Origin of the sequence: Flavobacterium pectinovorum (genome assembly GCF_900142715.1) — a bacterium.
Lineage (GTDB): Bacteria > Bacteroidota > Bacteroidia > Flavobacteriales > Flavobacteriaceae > Flavobacterium > Flavobacterium pectinovorum.
In genome coordinates, this window is sequence record NZ_FRBX01000008.1 from 178,466 (window position 1) to 202,738 (window position 24,273).

9 protein-coding genes are annotated in these 24,273 nt (G+C 35.1%); 8 read left to right on the plus strand and 1 reads right to left on the minus strand.

Annotation, left to right across the window (positions count from 1 at the left end; translation table 11 throughout):
- The first annotated feature begins 182 nt into the window (after positions 1-182).
- Positions 183-4,760: an Ig-like domain-containing protein gene (locus BUE22_RS22410; protein ID WP_073398196.1), complete on the plus strand. Its 4,578-nt coding sequence runs from the start codon at positions 183-185 to the stop codon at positions 4,758-4,760.
- A 717-nt stretch (positions 4,761-5,477) separates the two neighbouring features.
- Here the strand turns inward: BUE22_RS22410 and BUE22_RS22415 are convergent.
- A complete protein-coding gene (locus tag BUE22_RS22415; RefSeq protein ID WP_073398197.1) occupies positions 5,478-7,190 on the minus strand; it encodes a tetratricopeptide repeat protein in 1,713 nt (570 codons plus the stop codon).
- Between the two features lie 461 nt (positions 7,191-7,651).
- Here BUE22_RS22415 and BUE22_RS22420 point away from each other — a divergent pair, with 461 nt between their 5' ends.
- From BUE22_RS22420 to BUE22_RS22455, 7 genes are all read left to right on the plus strand, one after another.
- Positions 7,652-8,527 carry a tail fiber protein gene (locus BUE22_RS22420; RefSeq protein WP_073398198.1) on the plus strand — a complete coding sequence of 292 codons (876 nt, stop codon included), beginning with the start codon at positions 7,652-7,654 and terminating at the stop codon, positions 8,525-8,527.
- Positions 8,528-8,537: 10 nt separating this feature from the next.
- A complete protein-coding gene (locus tag BUE22_RS22425; RefSeq protein WP_073398199.1) occupies positions 8,538-17,102 on the plus strand; it encodes a T9SS type A sorting domain-containing protein in 8,565 nt (2,854 codons plus the stop codon).
- Between the two features lie 66 nt (positions 17,103-17,168).
- Complete coding sequence (locus BUE22_RS22430; protein ID WP_073398200.1) at positions 17,169-18,077, plus strand: hypothetical protein; 909 nt, start codon at positions 17,169-17,171, stop codon at positions 18,075-18,077.
- Between the two features lie 2 nt (positions 18,078-18,079).
- Positions 18,080-18,460 (plus strand): hypothetical protein, encoded by a 381-nt coding sequence (locus BUE22_RS22435; protein WP_124020530.1) that lies wholly within the window; start codon positions 18,080-18,082, stop codon positions 18,458-18,460.
- Positions 18,461-19,325: 865 nt separating this feature from the next.
- Positions 19,326-19,508, plus strand: a complete 183-nt coding sequence (locus tag BUE22_RS24085) for a DDE-type integrase/transposase/recombinase (protein WP_052483760.1) — start codon at positions 19,326-19,328, stop codon at positions 19,506-19,508.
- A gap of 728 nt (positions 19,509-20,236) precedes the next feature.
- Positions 20,237-20,635, plus strand: coding sequence for a hypothetical protein (locus tag BUE22_RS22450; RefSeq protein WP_073398203.1), 399 nt, complete (start codon positions 20,237-20,239; stop codon positions 20,633-20,635).
- A gap of 138 nt (positions 20,636-20,773) precedes the next feature.
- On the plus strand, positions 20,774-24,235 hold the full coding sequence (locus tag BUE22_RS22455) for a hypothetical protein (RefSeq protein WP_073398204.1): 3,462 nt from the start codon (positions 20,774-20,776) through the stop codon (positions 24,233-24,235).
- The last annotated feature ends 38 nt before the right edge of the window (positions 24,236-24,273 follow it).

Consider the following 24,273-nt stretch of genomic DNA (forward strand, 5'->3'; position numbering starts at 1 on the left):
CACTAATAGTAAAGTGTCGTAATTTTACTACTTAATTATTGTATGAACAGCATCCCCATATCACAAATTGAATAAAAAAGTACTTGCAATTAAAATAAAAGTAAAGAAAATCAAGTTAAGAGTTTTATGAATTGAATAACCAACGATTATCTAATTTCCCCAGATAAAATAATCCGAAAATTATGCCAATACGATATTTTCCCTTAGATAATAGATCAACAGATAATAGATCAAACTTAAAAAAAATATGCTTCATTTTTGTTTTTTTTATATTCAGTCAAATTGCGAGTAGTCAATGTGCTACACCAATTGTAGGATGTTCAAACACTAATTTATCCAATTTTGGAAGTGAGTCAAATAATGATGCTGCAACAATAGAATATGATAATTTCGTCTCGGGTTTTCATAGCACAGTTGTAAGAACTTCTGATGGTTCTTTCCAGATCTGGGGAGAAAAAATTGCAAATGACGGAACTACAGATGTATTAGCACCTCTAACGATAAATACATTAAACTTTCCGGCATTAACGGGTATCCCTCTCAAGGCTGCTTTGGGAAGTAATTCCACGGGTAATATTCAGGCTATTATTTTAGCAACTGATGGATTGTATGCATGGTCAAAAGAAGGAATTGTTCTTAGCGCTGCAATTACCTCAAGCACAGCTTTTCAAAAACTCACTATAAATGGCAACTCAAATGGTCTGCCTACTGGTGTAAATCCCCAAGATGTTAAAATGATGTTTGCGACATACAAGACATTGGCTATAACAACTTGTAGCGGAGATGTGTGGGTACTTTCACAAACATCAACTGTAAGAGGTAATGGAGGAAGGGGAAATGCTGTTACGTGGTACAAAGTAACAACTTCGGATACCGGAAATCCATTTTTGACGGGTGTCGTTGCCTGTAGAGGAAATAACGATGGACTTATGGCATTAAAGTCAGATGGTACTATATATGTTTGGGGGAATAATGTCTTATTGGGAAATAACTCGCCTGTTATTCCAAGTCAAGCCAGGGCGGTACAGATGACACTGCCTTTGAATGCAACTCCAAAAATGATTGGTTCGACTGGAAACGGGACAGCAAGATCGTACTATATTTTAGCAACAAACGGTAACTTATATAGTATGGGTGAAAATTCTAATAGGGAGCTGGGAGATTGGACAGTTACTGACAGATTATCGTGGGTACAACCCAGATATTCGTCCCCGGCAGGTCCTGTGATGAATGATATTAAATGGTTCAGCCCGCAGGAACATGACGGTCAATATGGCGCCATAAATGTGATTAACAACAGTAAAAGTATTTACGCATTTGGTAATAATGGCTTGTTACTTGGAACTACAGGTTCCACTTCAAACCCTGTTATTCCTAATGGTTTAAATGGACAAGATCATATTCTGGCGGTAGAAACCGGGGGGCACACCTCAATGATTGTTAAAGATTGTGAAGTTAAATTTGGATACGTCGGCCATAGATACCATGGAAGTATGGGCGATGGGAGTGATATAGATACAAATGAATTAAATTATACTTTTGCTACAGCTCCAGTACAAATTTGTGGTGTAGAGTCACTTCCTATTATTCAGCCAGTTACCGCAGGAGGAGGGCCTGGTATGAAATATTGCGTTAATGATCCTGTTTTATTAGATCCAACTCCCGCAGGTGGTAGATTAAGTATACGCAGCGGTCCAGGAAACCTGACAGGAAATACGCTAAATTTTACCGCATCAGGTACTGTTGTGGTTCAATATTTAGTAACTACTTCTTGTGGAAGTAAATCATTAGTCACAAAAAGTTTTGAGACTGCAATTTGTCCGTTAGATTTAGAGGTTACAAAAACAGTGGATAATCTTAATCCAAGTATCGGAAGTACTAGTATTTTCACAATAAATGCAAAAAATAATGGACCCTATAAAGCTACTGGAGTAATTGTAAATGATGTACTTCCATCGGGTTATGACTTTGTTAGTGCAAGCCCTTCTATCGGAACATGGTCATCACCAAACTGGAATATTGGTAACCTTGTCAACGGAGCAACTGCAACAATGTCAATTGTTGCAACAGTTAAAGCTTCAGGAATATATGCTAATACAGCTACCATTACTGGGAATAATCCGGACACTAATACAGCAAATAATACATCAACTGCCACACCAGTAGTTCAGAGCAATCTTTCGATATCTAAAACCATTAGCAATAACACGGTGAATATTGGAGATAACATTACATTTACCATCACTGCTTCCAACGCCGGACCAAGCGCTGCAACGGGAGTTTCGGTAATAGATGTTCTTCCTTCTGGTTACACTTTTGTCAGCACAACGGCGTCAACAGGAACCTGGTCATCACCAAACTGGGATATTGGTGGTCTTGCTAACGGAGCTACTGCAACGCTGGATATCCTTGCAAGAGTAAACGCTACAGGTAATTATAACAATACAGCTAGTATAACAGGAACAGAGCATGATCCAATCCTTGGAGATAATTCGAGCTCTGTCAATCCAAATATCAATCATGTGCCAGTTGCGGTTGATGATATTTACACAGTTGCGGAAGATGTGACATTGACATTAACTCCCTTAAATCTTGATTCAGATCCTGATGGGAACACATTGAATGTTACGTCCATCAACGAAACCACTTTAACCGGCACGGCACAGTTAATTTCCGTAGCAAATGGAACAGTAAATATATCCGCTTCAGGTGTGATTACTTTCACACCAGATCAAAACTTTAATTCCGCTACAACCATAAGTATTCCTTATGCAATAAGCGATGGAAATGGAGGAACCGCTACAGCAAACATGTATATTACCGTTACGGCTGTCAACGATAATCCCGTTGCAGTAGACGATATTTATACAATTACTGAAGATGGAACGGTAACATTAACCCCCTTAAATCTTGATTCAGATCTTGAAGGCGACACGTTGGGTATAACGTCTATTAATGGAACGACATTAACAAGTGCAGCACAGGTTATTGCTGTATCGAACGGCACTATAAACATATCGGCTGCAGGCGTGATAACTTTTACACCAGATAAAAACTTTAATTCGGCTACAGCCATAAACATTCCTTATACAATAAGCGATGGTAATGGAGGAACTGCTACAGCAAACCAGCTTATTACGGTTACGGCTGTCAATGATAATCCGGTTGCAGTAGACGATATTTATACAGTTGCAGAAGACGAAATGGCAACATTGGACCCATTAAATCTTGATTCAGATCTTGATGGTGATACATTGACTATCACTTCAATTAATGGAACAAGTTTAACAGGTTTTGACCAGATGATATTTGTGCCAAATGCCAAAGTAAACATAATAGGAGGTGTGATTACTTTTACGCCGGATGCTAACTATAATTCGGCTACACCCATCAGTTTTCCTTATATAATAAGCGATGGGAATGGTGGAACCGCGACAGCAAACCAACTCATTAGAGTTAGGGCTGTCAATGATAATCCGGTTGCACTAGATCATGTAAATACAGCAATATTATCTACATCCGGTGCAACACCTATCGATAAATTAACGGCAACAGATGTTGATGGAACTATCGTTAGTTATACCATCTTAAGTTTACCAGTTCACGGTGTTTTAGCTTTATCAGGTGTTCCGGTAACAAAAAATCAGGTACTGACAACGACGCAGGCAGCAATGCTCACTTATGATCCTAGCGGAACATTTGTTGGTAATGATACATTTACATTCACTGCAAGAGATAACCAGGGAGCTATAGACGCAAGTCCGGCAACGATAACTGTAGTAATTTCAGCAGCACTATTGGAGGCAGCAGGAGATCCTATATGGAATGCGGACGGTATTAATGGTTCATTAGAAATAGGGAATGTTTTAGATAATGATAAGATAAACGGTATTCCTGTTACTGCTTCGCAAGTGATAATAAAAGCTATAGATTCTCCTGTTGGAATTACTATTAACACTGATGGTACAATTGATGTAGCGCCAGGTACACAGGCAGGAAATTATACCTTCAACTATCAAATATGTGAAGTGGCTAATTTATCTAATTGCAGTACAGCAACAGTGCGTATTTTTGTGGAAATTCCTGCCATTGCAATAGTTAAGAAAGCGGTTTTTAACGATGATAATGGAAATGGATATACAGAAGTGGGTGAAACTTTAACTTATAGCTTCGAAATAGCAAATAAAGGAAACTCTGATCTTGAAAACATAACAGTTACTGATCCTTTACCTGGAATTACGATATTTGGTGGCCCTATCGATTTAGCTATTGGGCAAATGGATAATTCTTCGATTACAGGAACCTATGTTTTAACTCAGGCAGATCTAAATGCCGGGACTATAAGTAATCAGGCAATGGCATCAGGAAATAGTAAAAGCAGAATAATTGTTACGGACAAGTCAGATTTTAGTGATTTTAATGGTGAAAGACCAACTGTTTTAGAATTTGGTGATTGTCTGATCAAAATCTTTAACGCTGTTTCTGCAAATGGAGATCAAAATAACTCAAGATTCTATATTCAGGGTTTAGAATGTTATCCGGATAACACAGTGCAGATTTACAACCGTTTGGGAATTTTGGTATTCGAGAGAAATCATTATAATAACAACGATATCGCTTTTAGGGGCATATCAGAAGGAGCTTTTTCTAATAAATACTCAAACGAATTAGAAGAAGGTACCTATTATTATATATTAAGATATAAGGATAAGCGATCTACTACACATGAAAAGGCTGGATATTTATATCTGAATAGGTAAATTATCTAAAACAAACAAACGAGTTAGATGTTGATAAATAATATTTTAACTCGTTTGTTTGTTGTGTTATTTTGTTCTGCTATTTTCCAATACAGAAATTAGCAGTCCAGTGTTTGCTGAGGTTGACAGATATCGAGGTACAAAAGAGGTACAAAATTTGAACAAAATCACACAAAATAAAGAACAAACAAACCTTGATTTTCAAGTTAGAAGATGAAGTTGTTAAACTGTAATACATCTTTTTTAAGAACACATTAATCCAGTGATTGAAGCAAATTTATAAAAAAATATCATTTGTCGGATCGACATTTTGCAGCTTTTTCATTTACAGAAATTAATATTGGATTTACTAGTTATGCATCGGAGAGCTGCAGTTTCGAACCTTAAGTTTACAGCTCCCATTAATGCAGTATTTTTATTTTTAAAATTCTACTGCGCCATGATTTTGCCACAAAACTTAGAATGGTGAAATATCTTTAAAAAACGCCTTAATTTTTTGTGGCAAAAAAGGTATCCACTCCAAACGCCTTGTGCCACGATTCTGCCACAAAACTAAAAATGTTGACAATTGAGAAAATAAGTAGCTCGACTGCCTTAACCTTATTGTGTCAGAAAAATATCCACTTCACCCCCTTGGCTGGACCAAAAAAGAAGACATACAAACCATTGGCTAAATGATGGAGTTTATCAAAAGATTTCAATGATATACTTCTTCTGTTACTTCAAATCGATAATTTCAAACAATAAATCATATTTATCGCCTAGTTTTTTCTTCAATCGCTGTTTGCTTTTTTTGATGGCATCAATTGTTACGCCCAATAAATTTGACATTTCGTAGTTATTAAAATCTAATTTCTGGAGCATTATTATTTTCAGATTAGATTCTTTTAATTCCGGAAAATTTTCAATTATGGTGTTATAGAAACTACGGTGCTGTTTGATGAACTCTCTTTTAAAGGCACTCCAATTTTCATCTGTCATTAAATGAGAGCTTAATATTTCCTGAAGTTTTCCTTTTTCTTCTTCTGAATGTACGGAAGAGGAGTTTTTAATTTCTTCAAGCTCATTTTCTAAAATTGATATTTTTTTATTTTTATTTTTGAGATATTCAGCATAAGTAATAATGTTGGAATTCGCATCCAAAAGCATTTTTTCAAAAATTAATTTGTCATTTTCAAGTTTTATTCTTTTTGCTTTTAATTTTTTGTTTAAAGAATTGTAAGTAATAAAACTTAATACAATAGTTAAAAGCAAAATGACAATATAGAGATTTTTCGTTCTTTCTCCCTGTTCTAATTCTAATCGTATTTTTTTAGTATCATCTTCATGCTTTTTTTTCTGAATCAGCCAATACGATCTTTGCAGTACGGTATTGCCGTTTGTTTTAAGTAAATATTCTTCAATTAGTTTAAGCTGACGTCTTAATATTAACTCTTTTTGAGAATTTTTACCGTCTAAAACAATAAGTTTTAATTCGATTATTTCTTTTAATGAACTCCTGTAATACGATTTTGAGCTTGCGATTGTCCCGGCTCTTTCCAGAATTTTTTCAACTTCGGTTGTATCCTTCAATTTTAAAAGAATTCTGGCCAATAATATAGAAGCGTACATCTCATTCTTATCAATTTTAAACTTTTGAGAATAAGAAATGTCCTGTTTTAAAAAAGCGACAGCAGTTTTTAGATTTCCTTTTTTTTCATACACAACTGCTTTATCGCCCAGGATTTTTGCATATCGTATACTGTCACCTATTTTTAATGCAACGGCTTCAGATTTATTAAAGTAGTGCATTGCATTTGATAAATCTTTGTTTTTAAGATAACAGTTTCCAATTGCATTTAAAACACCGGCAGATTCTGAAGAAGGATTTTCCGTGTATTTCATTGATTTTTTATAAAAATTAATGGCAGAATCATCTTCTACAGTAGACATGATCCAGCCAAAGAATTTAAAAGTTTCTTCAGGTAAAATCATTTCTGTGGGATCCACCTGATTACTTTCTTCCATTGTTTCAAGTACAATTGGAATCAGTTTGTCAATCTGACAGTAGTAATACAAGTATTGCGAATAATTCAATTGCGTCCAAATAAGGAGCGTAGGATCATTATGCTTTTTGGCTTCTTCTATTGATTTTAAAAAATAATATTCACTTCTTTTATTTGTTTTATCAAAAAAAGCAGAAAAACCATTTGCCAGAAGCGCATCGTATAAAATATGGGATTTTTTATTAGAAGATTCCTTTAAATAAGACAGACGTTTTTTTAATGCTATTGTGTCTTTTTTAGTATTTTTTTCTTTGAGAATTATAGATTCAATATTCTTAATTAAATCAGTAGAAGGAGAAGATAGTTCTTGAGCATGTAATTTTGTAAAAAAAACAAAGGCAGATAACACAAAAAATAGTGTGGCTTTTTTTGTACAGAAAATCATTTTGGAAAAGGGGCTTATGTAAGTTGCTAAACTATAAAAATAAATGGTTTAACTAAAAAAAAATCAACAGAAATCTTAATCATAAGCAATAGAAAAATTTCTTAAAAAAAGCCGTTTTATTACTACAATTATTGTTTTATGATACAGATATTTCCGATGAATTAAATCGAATTTGAAAAATCATCTTTAATTGGAGAAATGATCATGAATTGCAGCTGCTTATTCAAACAGTGACGCCGGAATTTTCGCTTAAAAAAATGTTTTTGTAAAGGAAGTAAGACCTGTTTTTCGAAGTGTTTGTAAATTAGTTTTTTGTGAATTTGGAAACACTAATTTGTCCTCGTTTTGTCTCTCCCTATTATTTAATAAAGTAATTATTTTAAAATAAATTCGGCGTTTATTCTAAGATGCTAAAAACATCTTTGTACCAGTCTAAATTATTAATTATTTAAATGATATCTATGAAATCAAAATTACTTTTAATGTTGTGTTTTTTCTGTGCAACAATCTCAAATTACGCTCAAAGTTCATTCACTGAATCAGGAATAGCGGTGCAGGGTATTGCCAGGGATGCCAGCAATACTGCGTTAGCAAATCAGACGATTAATTTTACATTTATACTTTATTATTATGATCTTTCAAAAAATGAAAAAGTTATTTATACCATCAGCAAAAATTTAACAACTGATGTATTTGGAGTTTTTTCTGATATAATTGATTCAGGATCGGTTAATAGTAGTTTGTTTGCGAATAATGTCGCTTATCTTAGAATACTAAAAGGCGTAGAAGTTATTTCTGATGAAAAACTGCGACATGTACCTTATGCGATTTCTGCTAATAACGGTGTTCCAACCGGCTCTATTATGCCTTTTATTGGTACTGCTGCTCCAGATGGATGGGCACTTTGCAACGGCGCTGCTCTGCCGGTAACAGCTACTGCTTTAATTGCTTTGGTTGGGACTAACGCACCTAATTTGCAAGGTATGTTTTTAAGAGGTACAGGAACCAATACTGTAAACAATCAGGCTGGACCTCTTTTAAAAGCAACACAAGATGAAAGTTTAAAAAGCCATTTACATGGTAAAGGTACACTAACTACCGAAACCGCTGGTAACCATAACCATAAAAATGGAAATTATGATCAACTTTTAAGTATGACCGGAAAGTTTACAGCTATTCAAACAGATGACAATGCTGGTCAGCCCGATATCGCTTCTGCAGGAACAATTCCAGATGCTGGTAGTCATACACATAATATAAGTGGCTCAACGGCTGATTTTGGAGGTTCAGAAACAAGACCAGTTAGTTATGGTGTAAACTATATCATTAAATTATAAAGCTGTACTTATGAGAAAAATAATTGCGGTTCTCGGAATGTTTGTTCTGGGAGCGGGACTTTATGCTCAAAATACCAGTGGAGCTAAAATAGTACCCGTATCACAGGCTATTCAAAAAAATGGTTTTAATATACAGGTTGGTCTTCCTTTTTTAGGACAAAATAAAAGTGGTGTAAGAGTTACAAATCCTGTGGATATTCGTTTTCCGTGGAGTACTTTGTATTTGTATAAAACTTTTGCAGAAGAATCTTTTAGTGTTTCAAAAGGTTTTTATGGAGATAAGGTTTTAATTACCTGGGATTTAAGAGCCAATCAAAATCTGGTAAAAAGTATAAAGATATACAGAAGAGTTTATACAGAAGCTGGAAATCTTCCCTACAATTTAGTAGTGGGTCTTTCTGCGACAGAAACAACTTACGAAGATAAATATGTAGAAGGCGGCGTTCTGTACGAGTATAAAGTAGAAGCACAAGGAGTTAGTTCAGCTTCTGAATTGTATAGTACTTATATTACCGGTATAGGATACAGAAATCCTACGGCGGTTGTAACGGGAAATATTAGTTATAAAGGCGGAAATCCTGTTAAAGATGTTGTAGTGACCGCAACTCCAAATGGCAGTGGTGCTGTTAAAGGAAGTGGCTTGAATGTTCCTGAATTTGGTTTTGTAGACCTAAGCGGATTGAGTACATTAATTTCAAATGCAGCAACTTTTGAGGCTTGGGTAAAACCCAATGGAGCTTATGCTAATGATTCTGAAGCAGCTATTCGATTGTTTAATATTTCAAGTTCGACAAGTGCTGACAATCTAAATGTTACTGTAAAATTAAATCCAGCAGCTAAATCATTAGATGTTAATATTGGCGCAAGTAAATATACATTGAATAATTATTTTCCATCAGGTAATTTAAACTCAAGAGGAAATGATCTGCTTGTACCTGTTTCGGAATTTAATAAATCTTTTGTTCACTTTTCTGTTGTGATCAATGATAATCAGGTTCCGTTGTTATACATTAACGGAAGACAGATTACACAAGCTTACGTAACAGAAGCTGACAGCAAATTGAAAGGTGTTGATGTCTCTTATACTGCTCCTTATTTTAGTGCAGTAATTCCAACTGGAACCGTAAAACTTTCTGGCGTTACCTGGGATAATGCTAAAGTTGGAGGAGGAAGAGCAAGTTATATCGATGAAATAAGAATTTGGAAAGCGGCATTAGAATCTTCTGTAATCAGAACTGATTATTCCAGATTTATTAGTGGAAACGATGCCAGAATGGTAACCTACTTAAGAGCGAATGAAAAAGCAGGAAGATATGCTTATGATTTGTCTCGCAGCGGATTTAATTATAACCAAAACCATGGTAAACTTTGGGAGGCCAATACAGTAGAAGCTAATAAAGTTTTATGGGCTGCAGACGCAGATAATTATCCAACAACATCTCAATTAGGTGTTTTAGGAGTAACAGACAGCAAAGGAAATTACCAAATTAGCGCGATACAATATTCTGGTTCAGGAGAATCTTATAACATTACTCCTATGTACGGCCAGCATAAATTTGAACCTAACCAGCAGTTGGTTTATTTAGGACTAGGTTCAGAAGTAGTGAATAAAATCGATTTTATCGATCAGTCTTCGTTTAGTTTTAAAGGGATTGTAGCATTTGATACCAGAGGAGTTTTCCCATCTTATGCAACAGTAGCCACAAAAAGAAATGATGACAATAAAAATATCGACTGGTTTGACGGAGGAGCAAACATTCTAGACGAAGGTTACAATTACTATGAAATCAATGGTGAAAAATTTCCTAAAGCTAAATATTGGAAAAACGATGCCGGAACTCCAACAGATAAATCGGATGATTATTTAGATCGTTATGCTTCAATTTACACAGTCGGAGCAAATGTATATATTGACGGAAATATTGTTTTAGATGCCAATAACATTCCGGTAGTTACAGATGATAATGGTTATTTTGATATTAGTGTTCCTATTGGAAAACATTATATCACGATAAAAAAAGACGGTCATCAATTTGTTTATAATGGACGTTTTCCAGCATCTACAAGCGACTTTAAAGAGTTTTTTGAAGACTCTAATGATCCTGTTTATTTTGTAGACACTACCAGAGTTACCGTTGTAGGTAAAGTAATTGGAGGATCTGTAGAAGCAGCCAAAAGTATTGGTTTTGGAGCTGATGGTCTGGTAACACAAACTATTGTCGACTCTGGAATTACAAAAAAACTTGAAGTAAGTGCTGTAAATAATATTGGTAAAGCCGATTTTACATTAGGATATGCGCCACTTGGAGCCAATGTTACCAATTACACCAAGTTTCCTTATACGACCAATACAGCTTCAGGAGAATATCGAGTTGCGGTAATACCTTTAAAGTATAATCTGGAAGCAAATAATCTGGTCATTAAAAGTAACCCAACTATTTCGTTATTAAAAGCAGGAACTACTGAAATATTTGATTTTTCAGAGATACCAACTGTAAAAACGCCTGAATATAAGTACAAAGAAAGTAACGTAGATAAAACGTTAACAGGAACACCGTATCATTACGAGAAAAGTTTTACATACAGATCAACACCTGTATTGCAGGTAACAGAACAGACTTCTGAAAAAAGTATTAATGTTGGTGAAAAATCAGTATCAACAGAAAATTTTCCAACACCGGTTTACAAACAGTTCGTGTTCTATAAAATTGTGATGAATCGTTTTGAACGTTATACCAATAAAGATTCAGGAACAGCTGTAGAGATAAAAGTACCGGTTACAGATGGTGAGTTGGTAAAAACGAATAACCTGGCTTTGCCGGATTCAGAAACCATTACAACAGATGGAAGTACACTGACTTATGGATTTAAGGGTGGAATTCCGTCAATTACGCCGCCATTTGAAATAAAAAGCAGTTTAAAATACCGATTAAACGAGGTAGATTATGCAGTTGAGAATTTTAAAGATACCGGAATTGTTTTAGGAGGTGCATCAGATGGCAGCCAGACATTTGTTACTGAAGCTCCGGATGTTCCGGCTATAATTTTAAGAGACCCACCTGGATCTAATAGTTTTGCTACAATTGCAAAAGGAGAAAGCATTTCATTTACTTCTGAAGCATCTCTCGCACATCAGGAAGGATTCACTCAGAATGTTAATGTCAACTCGGGAATCAAGTTTGTAATCAGCGGGGGTATCGTTCCCACGCCAGAAACAGAATCAGAAGTAGTAAATGGTGCTGATGTTGGCGTAGGCCTTAATAATACTTCTTCTGATGGTAAAACGATGACAAGTACTTATACGTTCAATAAAGAAATATCAACTAGTGATGCAACTGATTATGTTGGTTCTGATGGTGATTTGTATATAGGGAACTCTAAGAATATATTTTATGGTTCGTTTGATAATGTTGAAGTTTCCAGTACTATTCCAACCAAAATGGAGAACGGTATTTCTATACCTCTTCCTGCTAATGAATATGTAAATCTGGGAACTATTTCCAATCCGGTTTATGTAAGTAAGCAGAAAGCTTTAATGTTTAATGATCGTACCAGTCCAACATTTTTCATGTATTCGCAAAAGCATATTTTGAATACTTTAATACCAGAATATGAGCTGTTTATTACAAATAATTTGAATGGTGCAAACCCCAATTCAGTAGAAAATGTAAATAAAAGAAAGCAATATGCTGAAAAGATAAGACTTTGGAGAAAAATAATTTTGGATAACGAAAAAGCTAAATATACTGCAAAAAATTCTGCAGAGTCATATAAAGCAGGTTTGACAAGTGTTATAAATAATTTTAAAAATAAAATTAATGAAGTTTATAATACAGTAAATGACCCGGTTGCCAAACTAAAGCTGAACAACCAGCTTAGTCAGTCAAATGAAGTTAAAAGCTTATTAGATGCTAATTTTCAAAAAAATGTTTCATTTGATTCAGGTTTAGGGTCTTATACCCAAAGTATAGAGACAAGCGTTGTTGAAGCGCATTCTTATTCTTATAACCTTGTAGTTGATGAATCGGTAGCATTAAAGCTGGGCTTTCAGGTAAATGATGTAGGAATTATAACTACTACTAATGCATTTTTTCAGCAGGATATAAATTCATCGCTGTCTGAAGAAAAAACGACTACAACAAATATTGGCTATACCATTAAAGATAATGATCCGGCGAATTTTTTAAGTGTAAATGTAATAGATGCGTTTGATGGTAACGGACCTATTTTTATCACTCAGGGAGGAAGAACATCATGTCCTTATGAAGATGCAGAATTAACTCATTTCTATAATAAAACAACGTACAGCGATACAGCCACAGAAATTAATGAACTGGCTGATGACAAACGTGAGATGTTGAGTTTTGCTACTCAAAAAGTAGAAGTTCCTGTACTTTCAGTAACAAATAACAATGTAAGTAATGTAGTAGAAACTAAAAAAGCAGAATTTGAATTAAAATTAGAAAACAACAGTGCTTCAGGTTCTGATGCAGACTTTTTACTAGTTGTAGATAATACCACTAATCCAAATAATGCCTTAATTAATATTGAACAAAATGGCACAATTGTACACGTGCCTTATGGAAAGCAAGTTATTTATAAACTAACTTTAGGCAAATCTATTACTGATATTTATGATTATAAAGACATAAAAATCAGATTGCAGTCATTATGTGACGGCGCAGATGTAAGTTCAGAAGTGCTTATTTCGGCAAGCTTCGTTCCGTCATGTTCCAGCGTAACGGTAAGCGCACCGCTAACCAACTGGGTATACAACAGAGAGAAAGCTTACAATACAGATGGATCAACAAAACCATTAGCCATAAATCTAACGGGTTATAACACGAAATTTAAGAGTTTCAAAAAAATTGATATGGAATACAGATTAGCGACAAGCCCTAACTGGGTTCGTCTGCATACGTATTACGGAACTCCTGAGTTTTATGATGAGGCAGTAAAAAACAACGAAACCGAAATTACATCTATTGGTGCAGCGGTGAGTTTAACGTACAATTTTGATATCGCAGCTTTAAAACTGTCCAATGGAAATTATCAAATTAGAGCCAGAAGTACTTGTACAAATGATACAGAATTTATATCTGATATTATTACAGGGCTTGTAGACTTAAGTGCGCCTCAGTTATTTGGTACACCATTGCCAACCAACGGTATTTTAAGCGCCGGAGAAGATTTGAAAATAAGCTTTAACGAAAATATTTTCTATAATCCTGCTGTAAGTACAATCGAAATAAAAGGACAAACGAATCAGTTAAAAATTGATCATAACGTAAGCCTGCATTTTGAAGGAGCTAACAATACAGCTGTAATCAATAATCCTAAAATCGCATCCGGAAATTTAAGTTTAGAATTCTGGATGAATAATCAAACGGCCTCTGCAGGTTCTGTAATTTCACAAGAAGAAGGATTAAATATCGGACTAAATAACGGAAATATTTCGTTTACATTGGCAGATGTTACCCTACAGGGAGAATTGAAAAACGATAATCTGTTCCATCATTATGCCTTTACGTATAACAACAGTAACGGTGATTATAGAATTTTTGAAGATGATACTGAAATTGCTTCTAAAACAGGCAAAGCCAATGCACAATTTGCCAATAACAATGCTTTGGTAGTAGGAGGAAACACCTTTGTTGGAAACATGCATGATCTTCGTTTATGGAATAAAGCCTTGACCAGAGAAGATTCTTATTCAAAAATGTATGCTAAATTAATTGGAAATGAAGCGAATTTAATTGGCTATTGGCCGATGACTGAAGGAAGAGATGCTTTGGCCAAAGATTTGGTACGATTTAAACATGCAACAGTAAATGCTTCATGGGATATCAAACCAAAAGGAAATTCATATGATTTTAATAACGGACAGTATCTTACGATGGACAATGTAAATTTTGTTCAGTTAACGAAAGAAATGGACGCTACAATGGAGTTTTGGCTTAAAACCGATACACAACAGGAAGCAACTTTATTTTCAAATGGAAGAGGCGACGGTACAGATGTTATTCAAAGCAATGGATTATCAAACAAATGGTCTGTTGATATGGATAATTCAGGAAATCTTCAGCTGAAAAGCGAAGGACGTTCTTATGTTTTAACATCAAAAGGACTTACTGATAATGCATGGCATCATGTAACGTTGTTGTTCAACAGAGCCGGATCATTGAGAACTTATGTAGATACTAAATTAGTTTCTTCAAATGAAATGACAGCCATTGGGGGTTTCTCTGGAAATAAAATTTGGCTTGGAGCCAGAGGTACACGCGATTTGTCAGGCAAAGAAACCGTTGATCGTACTTTTAAAGGTAAGATGGATGAATTCCGTTTATGGAACACACTTCGTAACGTAGAACAAATAAACAGGGATAGTTACAATGAGGTTGATGTGGAAAGTATTGGTTTATTGTTATATACAAGGCTGAACGTTCCGGATCCGGTTACGACAAACGGACCAAGATATTACCATGCAGATGCCAATCAAACTGTAGTGGTAAACAATGCCAATTTAAGCAGCGGAAGTTTAAATTATTCAAATGATACTCCGGCAATTCAGCCAGAGCGACAACTGATTAAATTTGTAACTACGAATGTGATTAAAGATGGCGAAATGATTATCGCACCGGTTATTACAGATTGGGCTTCATTAGAAGGACAAATCCTTGATATAACCGTACACAGAATGTTTGACAGTGCGAATAACATGCAGGAATCTCCGGTTACCTGGACAGCCTATGTGAATCGTAATGAAGTAAGCTGGTTTGCAGAAGGATACAATGAAATTGTAGACCTTACCAAAAATAGCGGAGAAACTAAAACTTTTGAAATTACATTAGTGAATAAAGGAGGAAAACAACAACCTTTTACGATTAACAATGTACCAAGCTGGTTAAGTTTAAGCAAAACAACAGGTTCTATTGATCCTAATACTAAAACGACCATTAAAGCTGTAATTGATCAGGATGTTGCCGTTGGCGAATATCTGGAGAATCTGTATTTACAAACCGATTTTGGTTATGATCAAAAATTACAGATCAAATTAAGAGTATTAGCTCCGGAACCTAACTGGAATGTTGATCCGACTCATTTTGATTATAGCATGAATATCATCGGAAAAATAAAAGTAGATGGCGTGCTGTCTGCAGATTCTTACGATAAAATTGCTGCTTTTTATAATGAAGAATCAAGAGGATCTGTGAAGCTGGTATATAATGAAGCTTACAAGGAATATTTTGCCTTTTTAACGGTTTACAGCAATAAAAATTCGGGTGAAAACCTAAAATTTAAAATCTGGGATGCTTCTCAGGGTAAAATTTTAGAAGCAAGTATAGAGTCTGTTCCATCTGTTCCTTTTATGGATAACGAAGTACTGGGAACTATGAGCAAACCCTACATTTTTATAAATTCAGGTTTAATCGAACAGGAAATTAAACTGAACAAAGGATGGACATGGATTTCTTTAAATGCCTACGATCCAAATTTTTCAGATTTAAATGCATTGACAAAAAATCTAACATTAGAAACTTCTAACCGTATTTTGAGTCATTCTCCTGCGCAGTTAGATACTTATTTTAAAGATCAGTCAAATCCTTTAAACAGTGGATGGTCTGGTACAATAAGTGCAAACGGAGGTCTTTCTCCTTCTAAAATGTATAAAGTAAACATCACAGAAGAGCAGACTTTAAAAATTAAAGGAAAAAGTGTAGATGTTTCTACGTGGAGTTTCCCTATTAAGGAAAACTGGAACTGGCTTGCTTATCCTTTAGCATCGAATCAAACCACAAACGAAGCTTTGGCTTATTTTGATGCCAATGATGGAGATGTTATTAAATCTCAAAATTTGTTTGCGATATACGATCCGATCATTGGATGGAACGGAACTTTAAAGTATCTGGAAGCCGGAAAAGGGTACATGATTAAGTCTACCAAAGAGCAGACTTTTAAATATCCTGATAATTTAGAGAAAAGCAAAAATGCTACATCTAAGAATGCTTCAAATAATGAACAGGAAGCAATAGCATCAGAGTTTAAAATGTATTCGCAAAACATGAATGCAGTTGTTTTACTTCCGAAAGGATTTGATGAATTGTTTGTATATGATGCAAAAGGTGTTTTAAAAGGTGTTACAAGAAATCAGATAGTGGAAGGAAAAGAACTAAGTTTTATCACCGTTTTTGGTGAAGATACAGAAGAATTATCCTTTACTCTGGGAGATGGATTTACGAAAAAAGGAACTTCAAAATCATTTGTCTTTAAAGGCAATGAAGTACTTGGAACAATTGCGAATCCGATTATTTTAGAAGAAGTTTCAAAAAGAGAAAACAGCATTTATCCAAATCCTTTTAAAACGGCTTTGAACATAGAACTTAATGCCGCTAAAAAACAGGAAGTAAAAGTGCAGCTTTATTCCGTACACGGTCAATTGGTATTTACCCAAAAGATGGTTATTGAAAGCGGTAATAATGTGATTTCAATTTCGCCAAATATAGCCGAAGGTGTCTACATAGTAGAAGTTGGAGTAGATGGAAAGCTGGTAAAAACGAAAGTTATAAAAAACTAAGAACAAATAATTGAGCTCCTAAAACATCTTTTTAAGTTTGTTTTAGGAGTTTATAATTAATTAAAAATGAGAAATTATAAACATATAATATTGCTGTTTTTTATAATAAGCAGTAGTGTATTTGCCCAATCTCCAGACTGGTCAGTAAATGAAAATAAATTTCAATACACCATGTCATTTGAAGGTTTTTTGACTGTTGATGGAAAAAACTTAACAAGTGCCAATGATAAAGTAGCCGCTTTTGTAAATGGAGAATGTCGCGGAAGTGCCAATGTGCTGTACGTAGCAAGCGAGAAAAAGTATGTTGTTTATTTAACGGTTTTTTCCAATACAGATGGCGAAATTATCAATTTCAAAATCTACGATTCTGCCAATAATGTTATTAAAGAGGTAGTAAAGACAAAAGTATTTGAAAACAATAAACACTATGGAGATTTATTTCAGTCTTACAGTTTTGCAAGCCCGTCATTGAAAAGTGATGCCGAAATTATAGATTTTAGTTTTAAGGATTTAAAAACAGCAACTAAGATTGTTGACGGTTCGCAAATAACGCTTTATGTGGCTAAAGGAACAAATGTTTCGGCATTAAATGCTTTATTCGAATTAAGTGCCGGAGCCGGATTATTTATAGGAACTGCGAATAAAATTTCAGGATCAAATACGGTAGATTTTAATAGTCCGGTTCAATTTCAAGTACTTTCAGAAGATCAGTCAGTCTTGAAACAATGGACTGTGATAGTTAAATTAGGCAGTGCACTATTTTATAAAAAAGATGCCGTATGTTATGCCGGAGGTGTCGTTAAAGTTTTATACGATGAAAATGATACGCTGGCAACTTTGACAAAAGGAGGTGTTAAAATTACGGCTCAAACCATTCAGAATGGAGAAACTGTTTTTAACAATCTGGAAGCAGGAAAATACAATGTGAGCATAGGCGGAATTAATAAAGAAATAGTAATAAATCAAAAACAATAACAATGAAAATTAAACAGTACTCGATTTTAATACTAGTTATGATTGTATTTTTTGGTTGTTCAGATCAGGACGAGATAACGATTAGCCCTCAAAGCATTTCTTTTGTACATGCTGATGGCTCAAAAATAGCAGAAAATGAATGTATTAGTCCGAATGTGAAATACGGAATAAAAATAGAAACTAATTATGTGGATCAAAATAGACCTTTCAGAGTAGATTATTCTGTAAACGGAGTGGTTTATACCATGACTTTTACAGTTAAAACTTCTCAGGTTAATCCCATTACTTTGATTAATGGCAATAATGACGCGCAAATAGTAGGTAGCAATTATAAAGCAGTTCTAAAATATGTAGATCAGGGAGATTTTGAATTGGTCGAATAATTAAAGTTTTCATTCAGGTTACGGATGGTAAACAAAAATTGTGATAGATTTTTTATAAATAATTAAAGTTTCACATCTTTCAATAAAAGTTTCGAATTACTTACTATCAATGCCATAAGAAAAATAAAAAGCCTGCAAAAGTACTTTCGCAGGCTTTTTTGTGGTTCGAGGGCACGTTTATGTTATTTTTCCGTACAGATTAATATGTTAGGCAATGTTAAAGGGTATCTTTTTTATGACAGCTAATAGTTGCCGCCATTTTGCATTCGGAGAATGACAGGTAGTCAATCGAACATTTAATCTTTTTTTAAGACTTTAGGACAAGGCTTACAGCCGATCTGTAGGAGTTAGATGTCTGCACAGCAGCATATAATTAAATTAAAAGAAAGCCTGGTAGCTAAAGGATATTCGGAGATAGATCAGGATGAGGAATTTCATATCAACTATTTTGAAACAAAGAGTGAAGTATTGGAATTTATTAATGCCTTTATAGCAAAAGAAAATCTTTCAGATTCGATAAGTACTGAGGAGGATACAAGACATTAGAACGGATTTATAAAGACAAACAACGCCATTGAATTCCAATGGCGTTGTTTGTCTTTATGTCTTATAATAGTTTCGAACCTAAAGTTCTTAAGCTTTGATTTTACGAGGGGGTATAGTTTTCAAAAACACCATGTGCCACGATGTTGCCACAAAGCTTAAAACGTCAATGTTTTAATTATTTTCAAGGTGATTTTTATAGTTAAAATTTATCGGCGGAGTATGGGGCTCCGTCACCTAATGAAGATTAGGTAGGGTGATTGTCGATTATGCCATAATCCAACGTTGGGTTTATAAGTTTAATCCTTTGATTGAGTCAGATATGAAGAAGAGAAAGGGCAAAGCAGGGGCAAGTTGGAGCTTGGATAAAACCTATATCAAAGTAAAAGGTATTTGGTGTTATTTAGATAGGACAGTAGATAAATTAGGCAATACAATTGACTTTCTTTTGACCAGAAAAAAACAAAGAATGAACGCGCAGAAATATAACATATCAAATATATAAATAGCTAATTTAAATTTTAGCACCTTAATATTTCTTTATACAAAAACTCATAGCCTATTTTATCTGTCTTGTGTCTAAAAAAAGCTTGCTCATGACATTTTATGATGACATAGTACTATGATAAATTAGATTTACTTTAAATTATAATAAAGCAGATTTATTTCTAAATATTAGTTTTTATTAATTTCTAAAAACATAAAAAAATGTCATATCCAAACGTTCCGGTTCTGATCTGGGAGTGACTTTATTTTTTAGAATTTTAAACTAATCGAAAAATGAATACGAAAGGTCATTGCTATTCGAAGGCTATTATACTGCAGTATATAAATATTAGTAATAACTGCAGGCCAAGAGTAATAAAAGTGGTTCTGATACTGCAGCGATCAAAGTTTATAACAAGCGTTTGTTCTAAAAGATAAAATCCGACAGTGTAAATATCTTAATAGTAGAACAGTATCATCATTTTATTTAGTGGTGCATACAAAACGGATTCGGCTTTAAAAATTTTGAATCTGCAAAGAGAACTCTAAGCATTATTGAAGTTGTTCATATGCTTAAAAAGGATTAGATGGTTAGACCAGAGATTTCAATAATTAAATCATTCTGTAAATAAGCGGGCTAACTTTAAAAATACTTAAATACTTACATTTGATTCTGGTAAATGCGACAGAACCAAGTAAGCCAATTATAAAGTAAAATCAATTATTAACAAACTAAATTTATAAAAAATGGCAAACATTAATGGTAAAATTCAGACCGACGTCATTATCCTGGATGACACTTATGACGTGTCCGTTGCGATTCCGACAAGCAAACCAATTGTGGACGTTAACGCTTACACTTTAACAATTTATAATGAAGCAGAAGTTGCTCTGACCCCAACAACAGAGAACGTGGCTATGTTAGCCCATGTTGCAGCATCTTACAATGTGGACTCCAAAGAGACATTTCCTGATAATTTTTATCTGGAGCTTAGTCCGCCGGCATCTATCCTGCCCAATATCAAAGACAGCACTGACCCTGCGAAGACTACATTTGCAATTAAAAATATTGCAATTCAGTTTGCTACAGGTGCTTATGTAAATGCAGAGGAAATACCTGGCTCAGTAAAGGGTACCAAACCATAAGCGGGTTACTGTTTCGTAAGGATTTCCAAAAAGTGAACCGAAAGGCTGCTTGTTTTTCTAATCATAGCAAGTCACTTTTTGGAAATCCTTTTTATTAATGATTGATTTATCCATTTTTATTTGATTTAATCTCTAGTTATGAATTCAGATACGCAAAATATCGGAATTGGCACCACAATCATAGCTGATGATATTCCTATAGTTTTTCAGGCATCATTTAATAGTACTACTTTATCTATTGAGGTAAAGAGCTGTAAATTTGACCTTGCTGAGACTGTAAAAGAAAGGTTTAATAGCCTTAACGTCATCATACCTGAGGGTTCCAGTAAACTTTCGGTTGCTAAATTTAGCGGTGCGATATCCAGAACAGATCAGCATAAGAAACCCAATACAAATGGAGAATATCGACTGATAAAATTTGCGGGGGAAATGGAGGAAATAACGATTCCTATTCCCATTTTGAGTGACATAAGTATAGATAAGGCTTTTTTCTATTATCTGTATCTTAGCCCAAATGCTGCAAACAGCCAGTCCAATTTTAAAGATCAGATCATATTTCTTGGCTGTAATCTTTCGATAAAACAAAACACAAAACTTTCTCAGGTACTCAAAGATGCTACTCTAAAAGCAGCTTATTTCTTATCCAACAATGCATCAGTCATATACTTTGCTTTTTCCGGAAAAATTAATGTAGGCAAAATTATAGAAGCAATATTTGGTGTTACCACACTAAACCTGACGATTGATGTTGAAAGTGCAGGAATATTCAGGGTAGCCAAAACAGCTGCTCAAAAAACGATTCCCGGTAAGGAAGGAGCCCCTGATACAACTGCTCCTGAGGTTACTTACCTCGACGCATTGCGCCAGATTGCAAGTCTTCAAAATAAATCTGAAGGACCTGCAGCCGATTCAGATGTGAGCAGGTACATGCCATCTACGTTTCCGCTGGCTGAAAAAACAATAAATGAAAACGGAACATCAATAACAAAAGTTGGCATACGTGCCGGCAATGAAATAGATACTGATTTTACGGCTCAGTTTACCGAAGCATTTTCAGGCGAAGATATTACGGGTATTTGCTTCTGGGTAATGATTAATTTCAACCAGATATCTTTATTCGGGTCCCTGATTACGATTGGATACAAAAACGAGCAGGTAAATTCATTAATTCTATATGGATTTAAAACGGAAAACAAAAAAAGTGGTACTCCCGAACCCGTTACAGCTGCCTATTTTTATGCGCAGCTTCCAGCCATAACATTTCTCAATTTTCTAACATTAGAAGGGCTGAAGGGCAGACAGGGAATACTTTTTAAATATATTTCAAATAAAAACCAATATGAACTGAGCGGCAGCATAACCTTTACTGCTTTTGAAAAATCATTTGTATTTGGTGGCGACTTATTGGTCAATGATGACAAGCTCGTTGCGACCGTCGATATTACTATAGGTTCGCCAAATCAAAGCATCAATAAGCCCTTGGGCATGACCGGAATCAATTTCGGGAGATTATATCTGTGCATCAATAAAACATTTGCTAAGAAAGCCGAAGGCACACAACAGGAAGTTAAAGAAAAACTGGATCTGGCTATAGGCGGCTATATCGATTTTAATTTCAGCGAGGTAAAACTTCAGCTGCAGGGGAATGTGGTGTTTGAAGATAAAGAAGCCCGTTTGGTACTGGTATCTCTCAATGCTAAACCGGCATTAACCCTAAATCAATTTGTTAGAGAGGTAATACAAAAACCTTGGAAATGGGTTGATCAGGTCACTAAACAGATCGGATTTATTTCCGGTACGATGTATTATCTGAGTGTGCCGGAATCCGTAAAAGACAAAAAAAATTATACTTTTTCCTATGCTAATCCCATACAGCTCGACCAACCCCAAAATTTAGATGGTTCTACTGGTGGAGGAATTGCTAATGCATTAACCGTATTTAAACCCGGCTATCATATACATGCCGATTTATTACTGTTTGAAAAATATGTGTTTGTAATTGATCTGTCTGTACAAACTGATGGAATTACTCTTTCAGGTTCTTATGGAGGTACTTATGAGAATGGCAAGATTACAATTGCTACAGTAATAACAGCCTTTTTTATATCGTTGGAATCTCCGGTACTTTCAATAGGTACAGTAGGAGGAAACAATTTTGAAATAAGCATAAGTAATCTCAAACTCTTTGGAACTACGATTGGGGACAAAATCATAGCCAAATATCAAAATGGAATTTTTACAGGAACCTATAGTCTTAACAATCCAAAATTTGGATTTGAATGGCAATGGACAAAAAAACAAGGTTCTGGAGGATTTTCAATTACGAAAATTGACGGGATCGATACTGAAGAATTGAAATCTATCGCTGCGTTGGTTCAAAAACTGAACGACATGACAAGTGGAGGATGCGAAAGCATTGTAGATACGATGTTTGCAGGACTAAAATCCAGTTTCAGTCCTGCATTGCAGGAAGGAAAAAGTCCTACTGACAATCGTAATGGAACTATGCTTATGCCGTTGAAAATAAAATACACTTTTTCTGTTGGCGATACAACCATTATGAGCGACAGTATCATGATGGATTTAAATGTGACAATACCCACATCAATTGGCGGCTTGCCGGGGGCGATGATCGAAACGCTTGTTTTCAATATGGGAGGCATCGTTGAACAGCTGCTAAAAAGTCCTACATTTTACAAAGCTATTGCTCTTGAGATGGCTAAAAAAGGAGCAGCTAAGCTGGCAGCAAGGATGCTTTGCAGAGCCGCTGAAGAAGTTGCAAAGGACCTAGCTCAGGCGCTTTCAAAAGCTTTAGCAGAAGGACTTATAACAGCAGGACTCGAGGGATTGGTTGAACTTGGTGCAGTAATTACCGCAGTATTCGCCGCAGGTATTGCCGGGGCTGTAGGAGGACTTCTGGGTATTCTTGAAAAAGTGTGGGATGCCATCAAAAAAATATTTGGAGGTGACGATGGAAAGCAGGAGGCTCAGGATAAACTGAACGCCATCAAAGCACCTGTACAGCAGCTTATATCATCTCTCGATTCCAGTCTTGAGAAAATGGCTGCTACAATACAGGTAACATCTTTAGAAGCAGGTATTAACGATCAGGGCAATTATATGCTGAATTGGAATTTTCCGGCTCCTTCAAAGAATTTAGGAGAAAACCTGCATATCGTCTATCAGTTAAATTTTTTAGGAGGAGAAATAGGTTCCAGAGGTATACCTTCAAAAATACCGCCGACAGGCTTCAAAGCGATGACAAGCACTACATATAACAGAGAATGGCCAGAAATGTTACAGGAGGACCCTGATTTCAGGATGAATGCATCCATCCAAACTTCTATAACCGGTTATACCTTCTTGACCCAAGAGGCAGAAAATAATCTTCAAAGTACTATAAACACATTAAACCAGATTGGTGACAGCCTCGACGGGGCAGTAGCATTCAATAAGGAGCTGCAAGCATTTGTAACCAAAATGAAAGGCTACAATAAAAATGGTTTGACTTCAGAGATAGTATATGCTACCCAGACCGGTGAGAGTACCCAATTGAGGATTGGACAGGCAGTCATAGGCATAAATACCAGAATTACATAAAAATTATCATCGTGCGCGACCAAAGATAAGTGCATCAT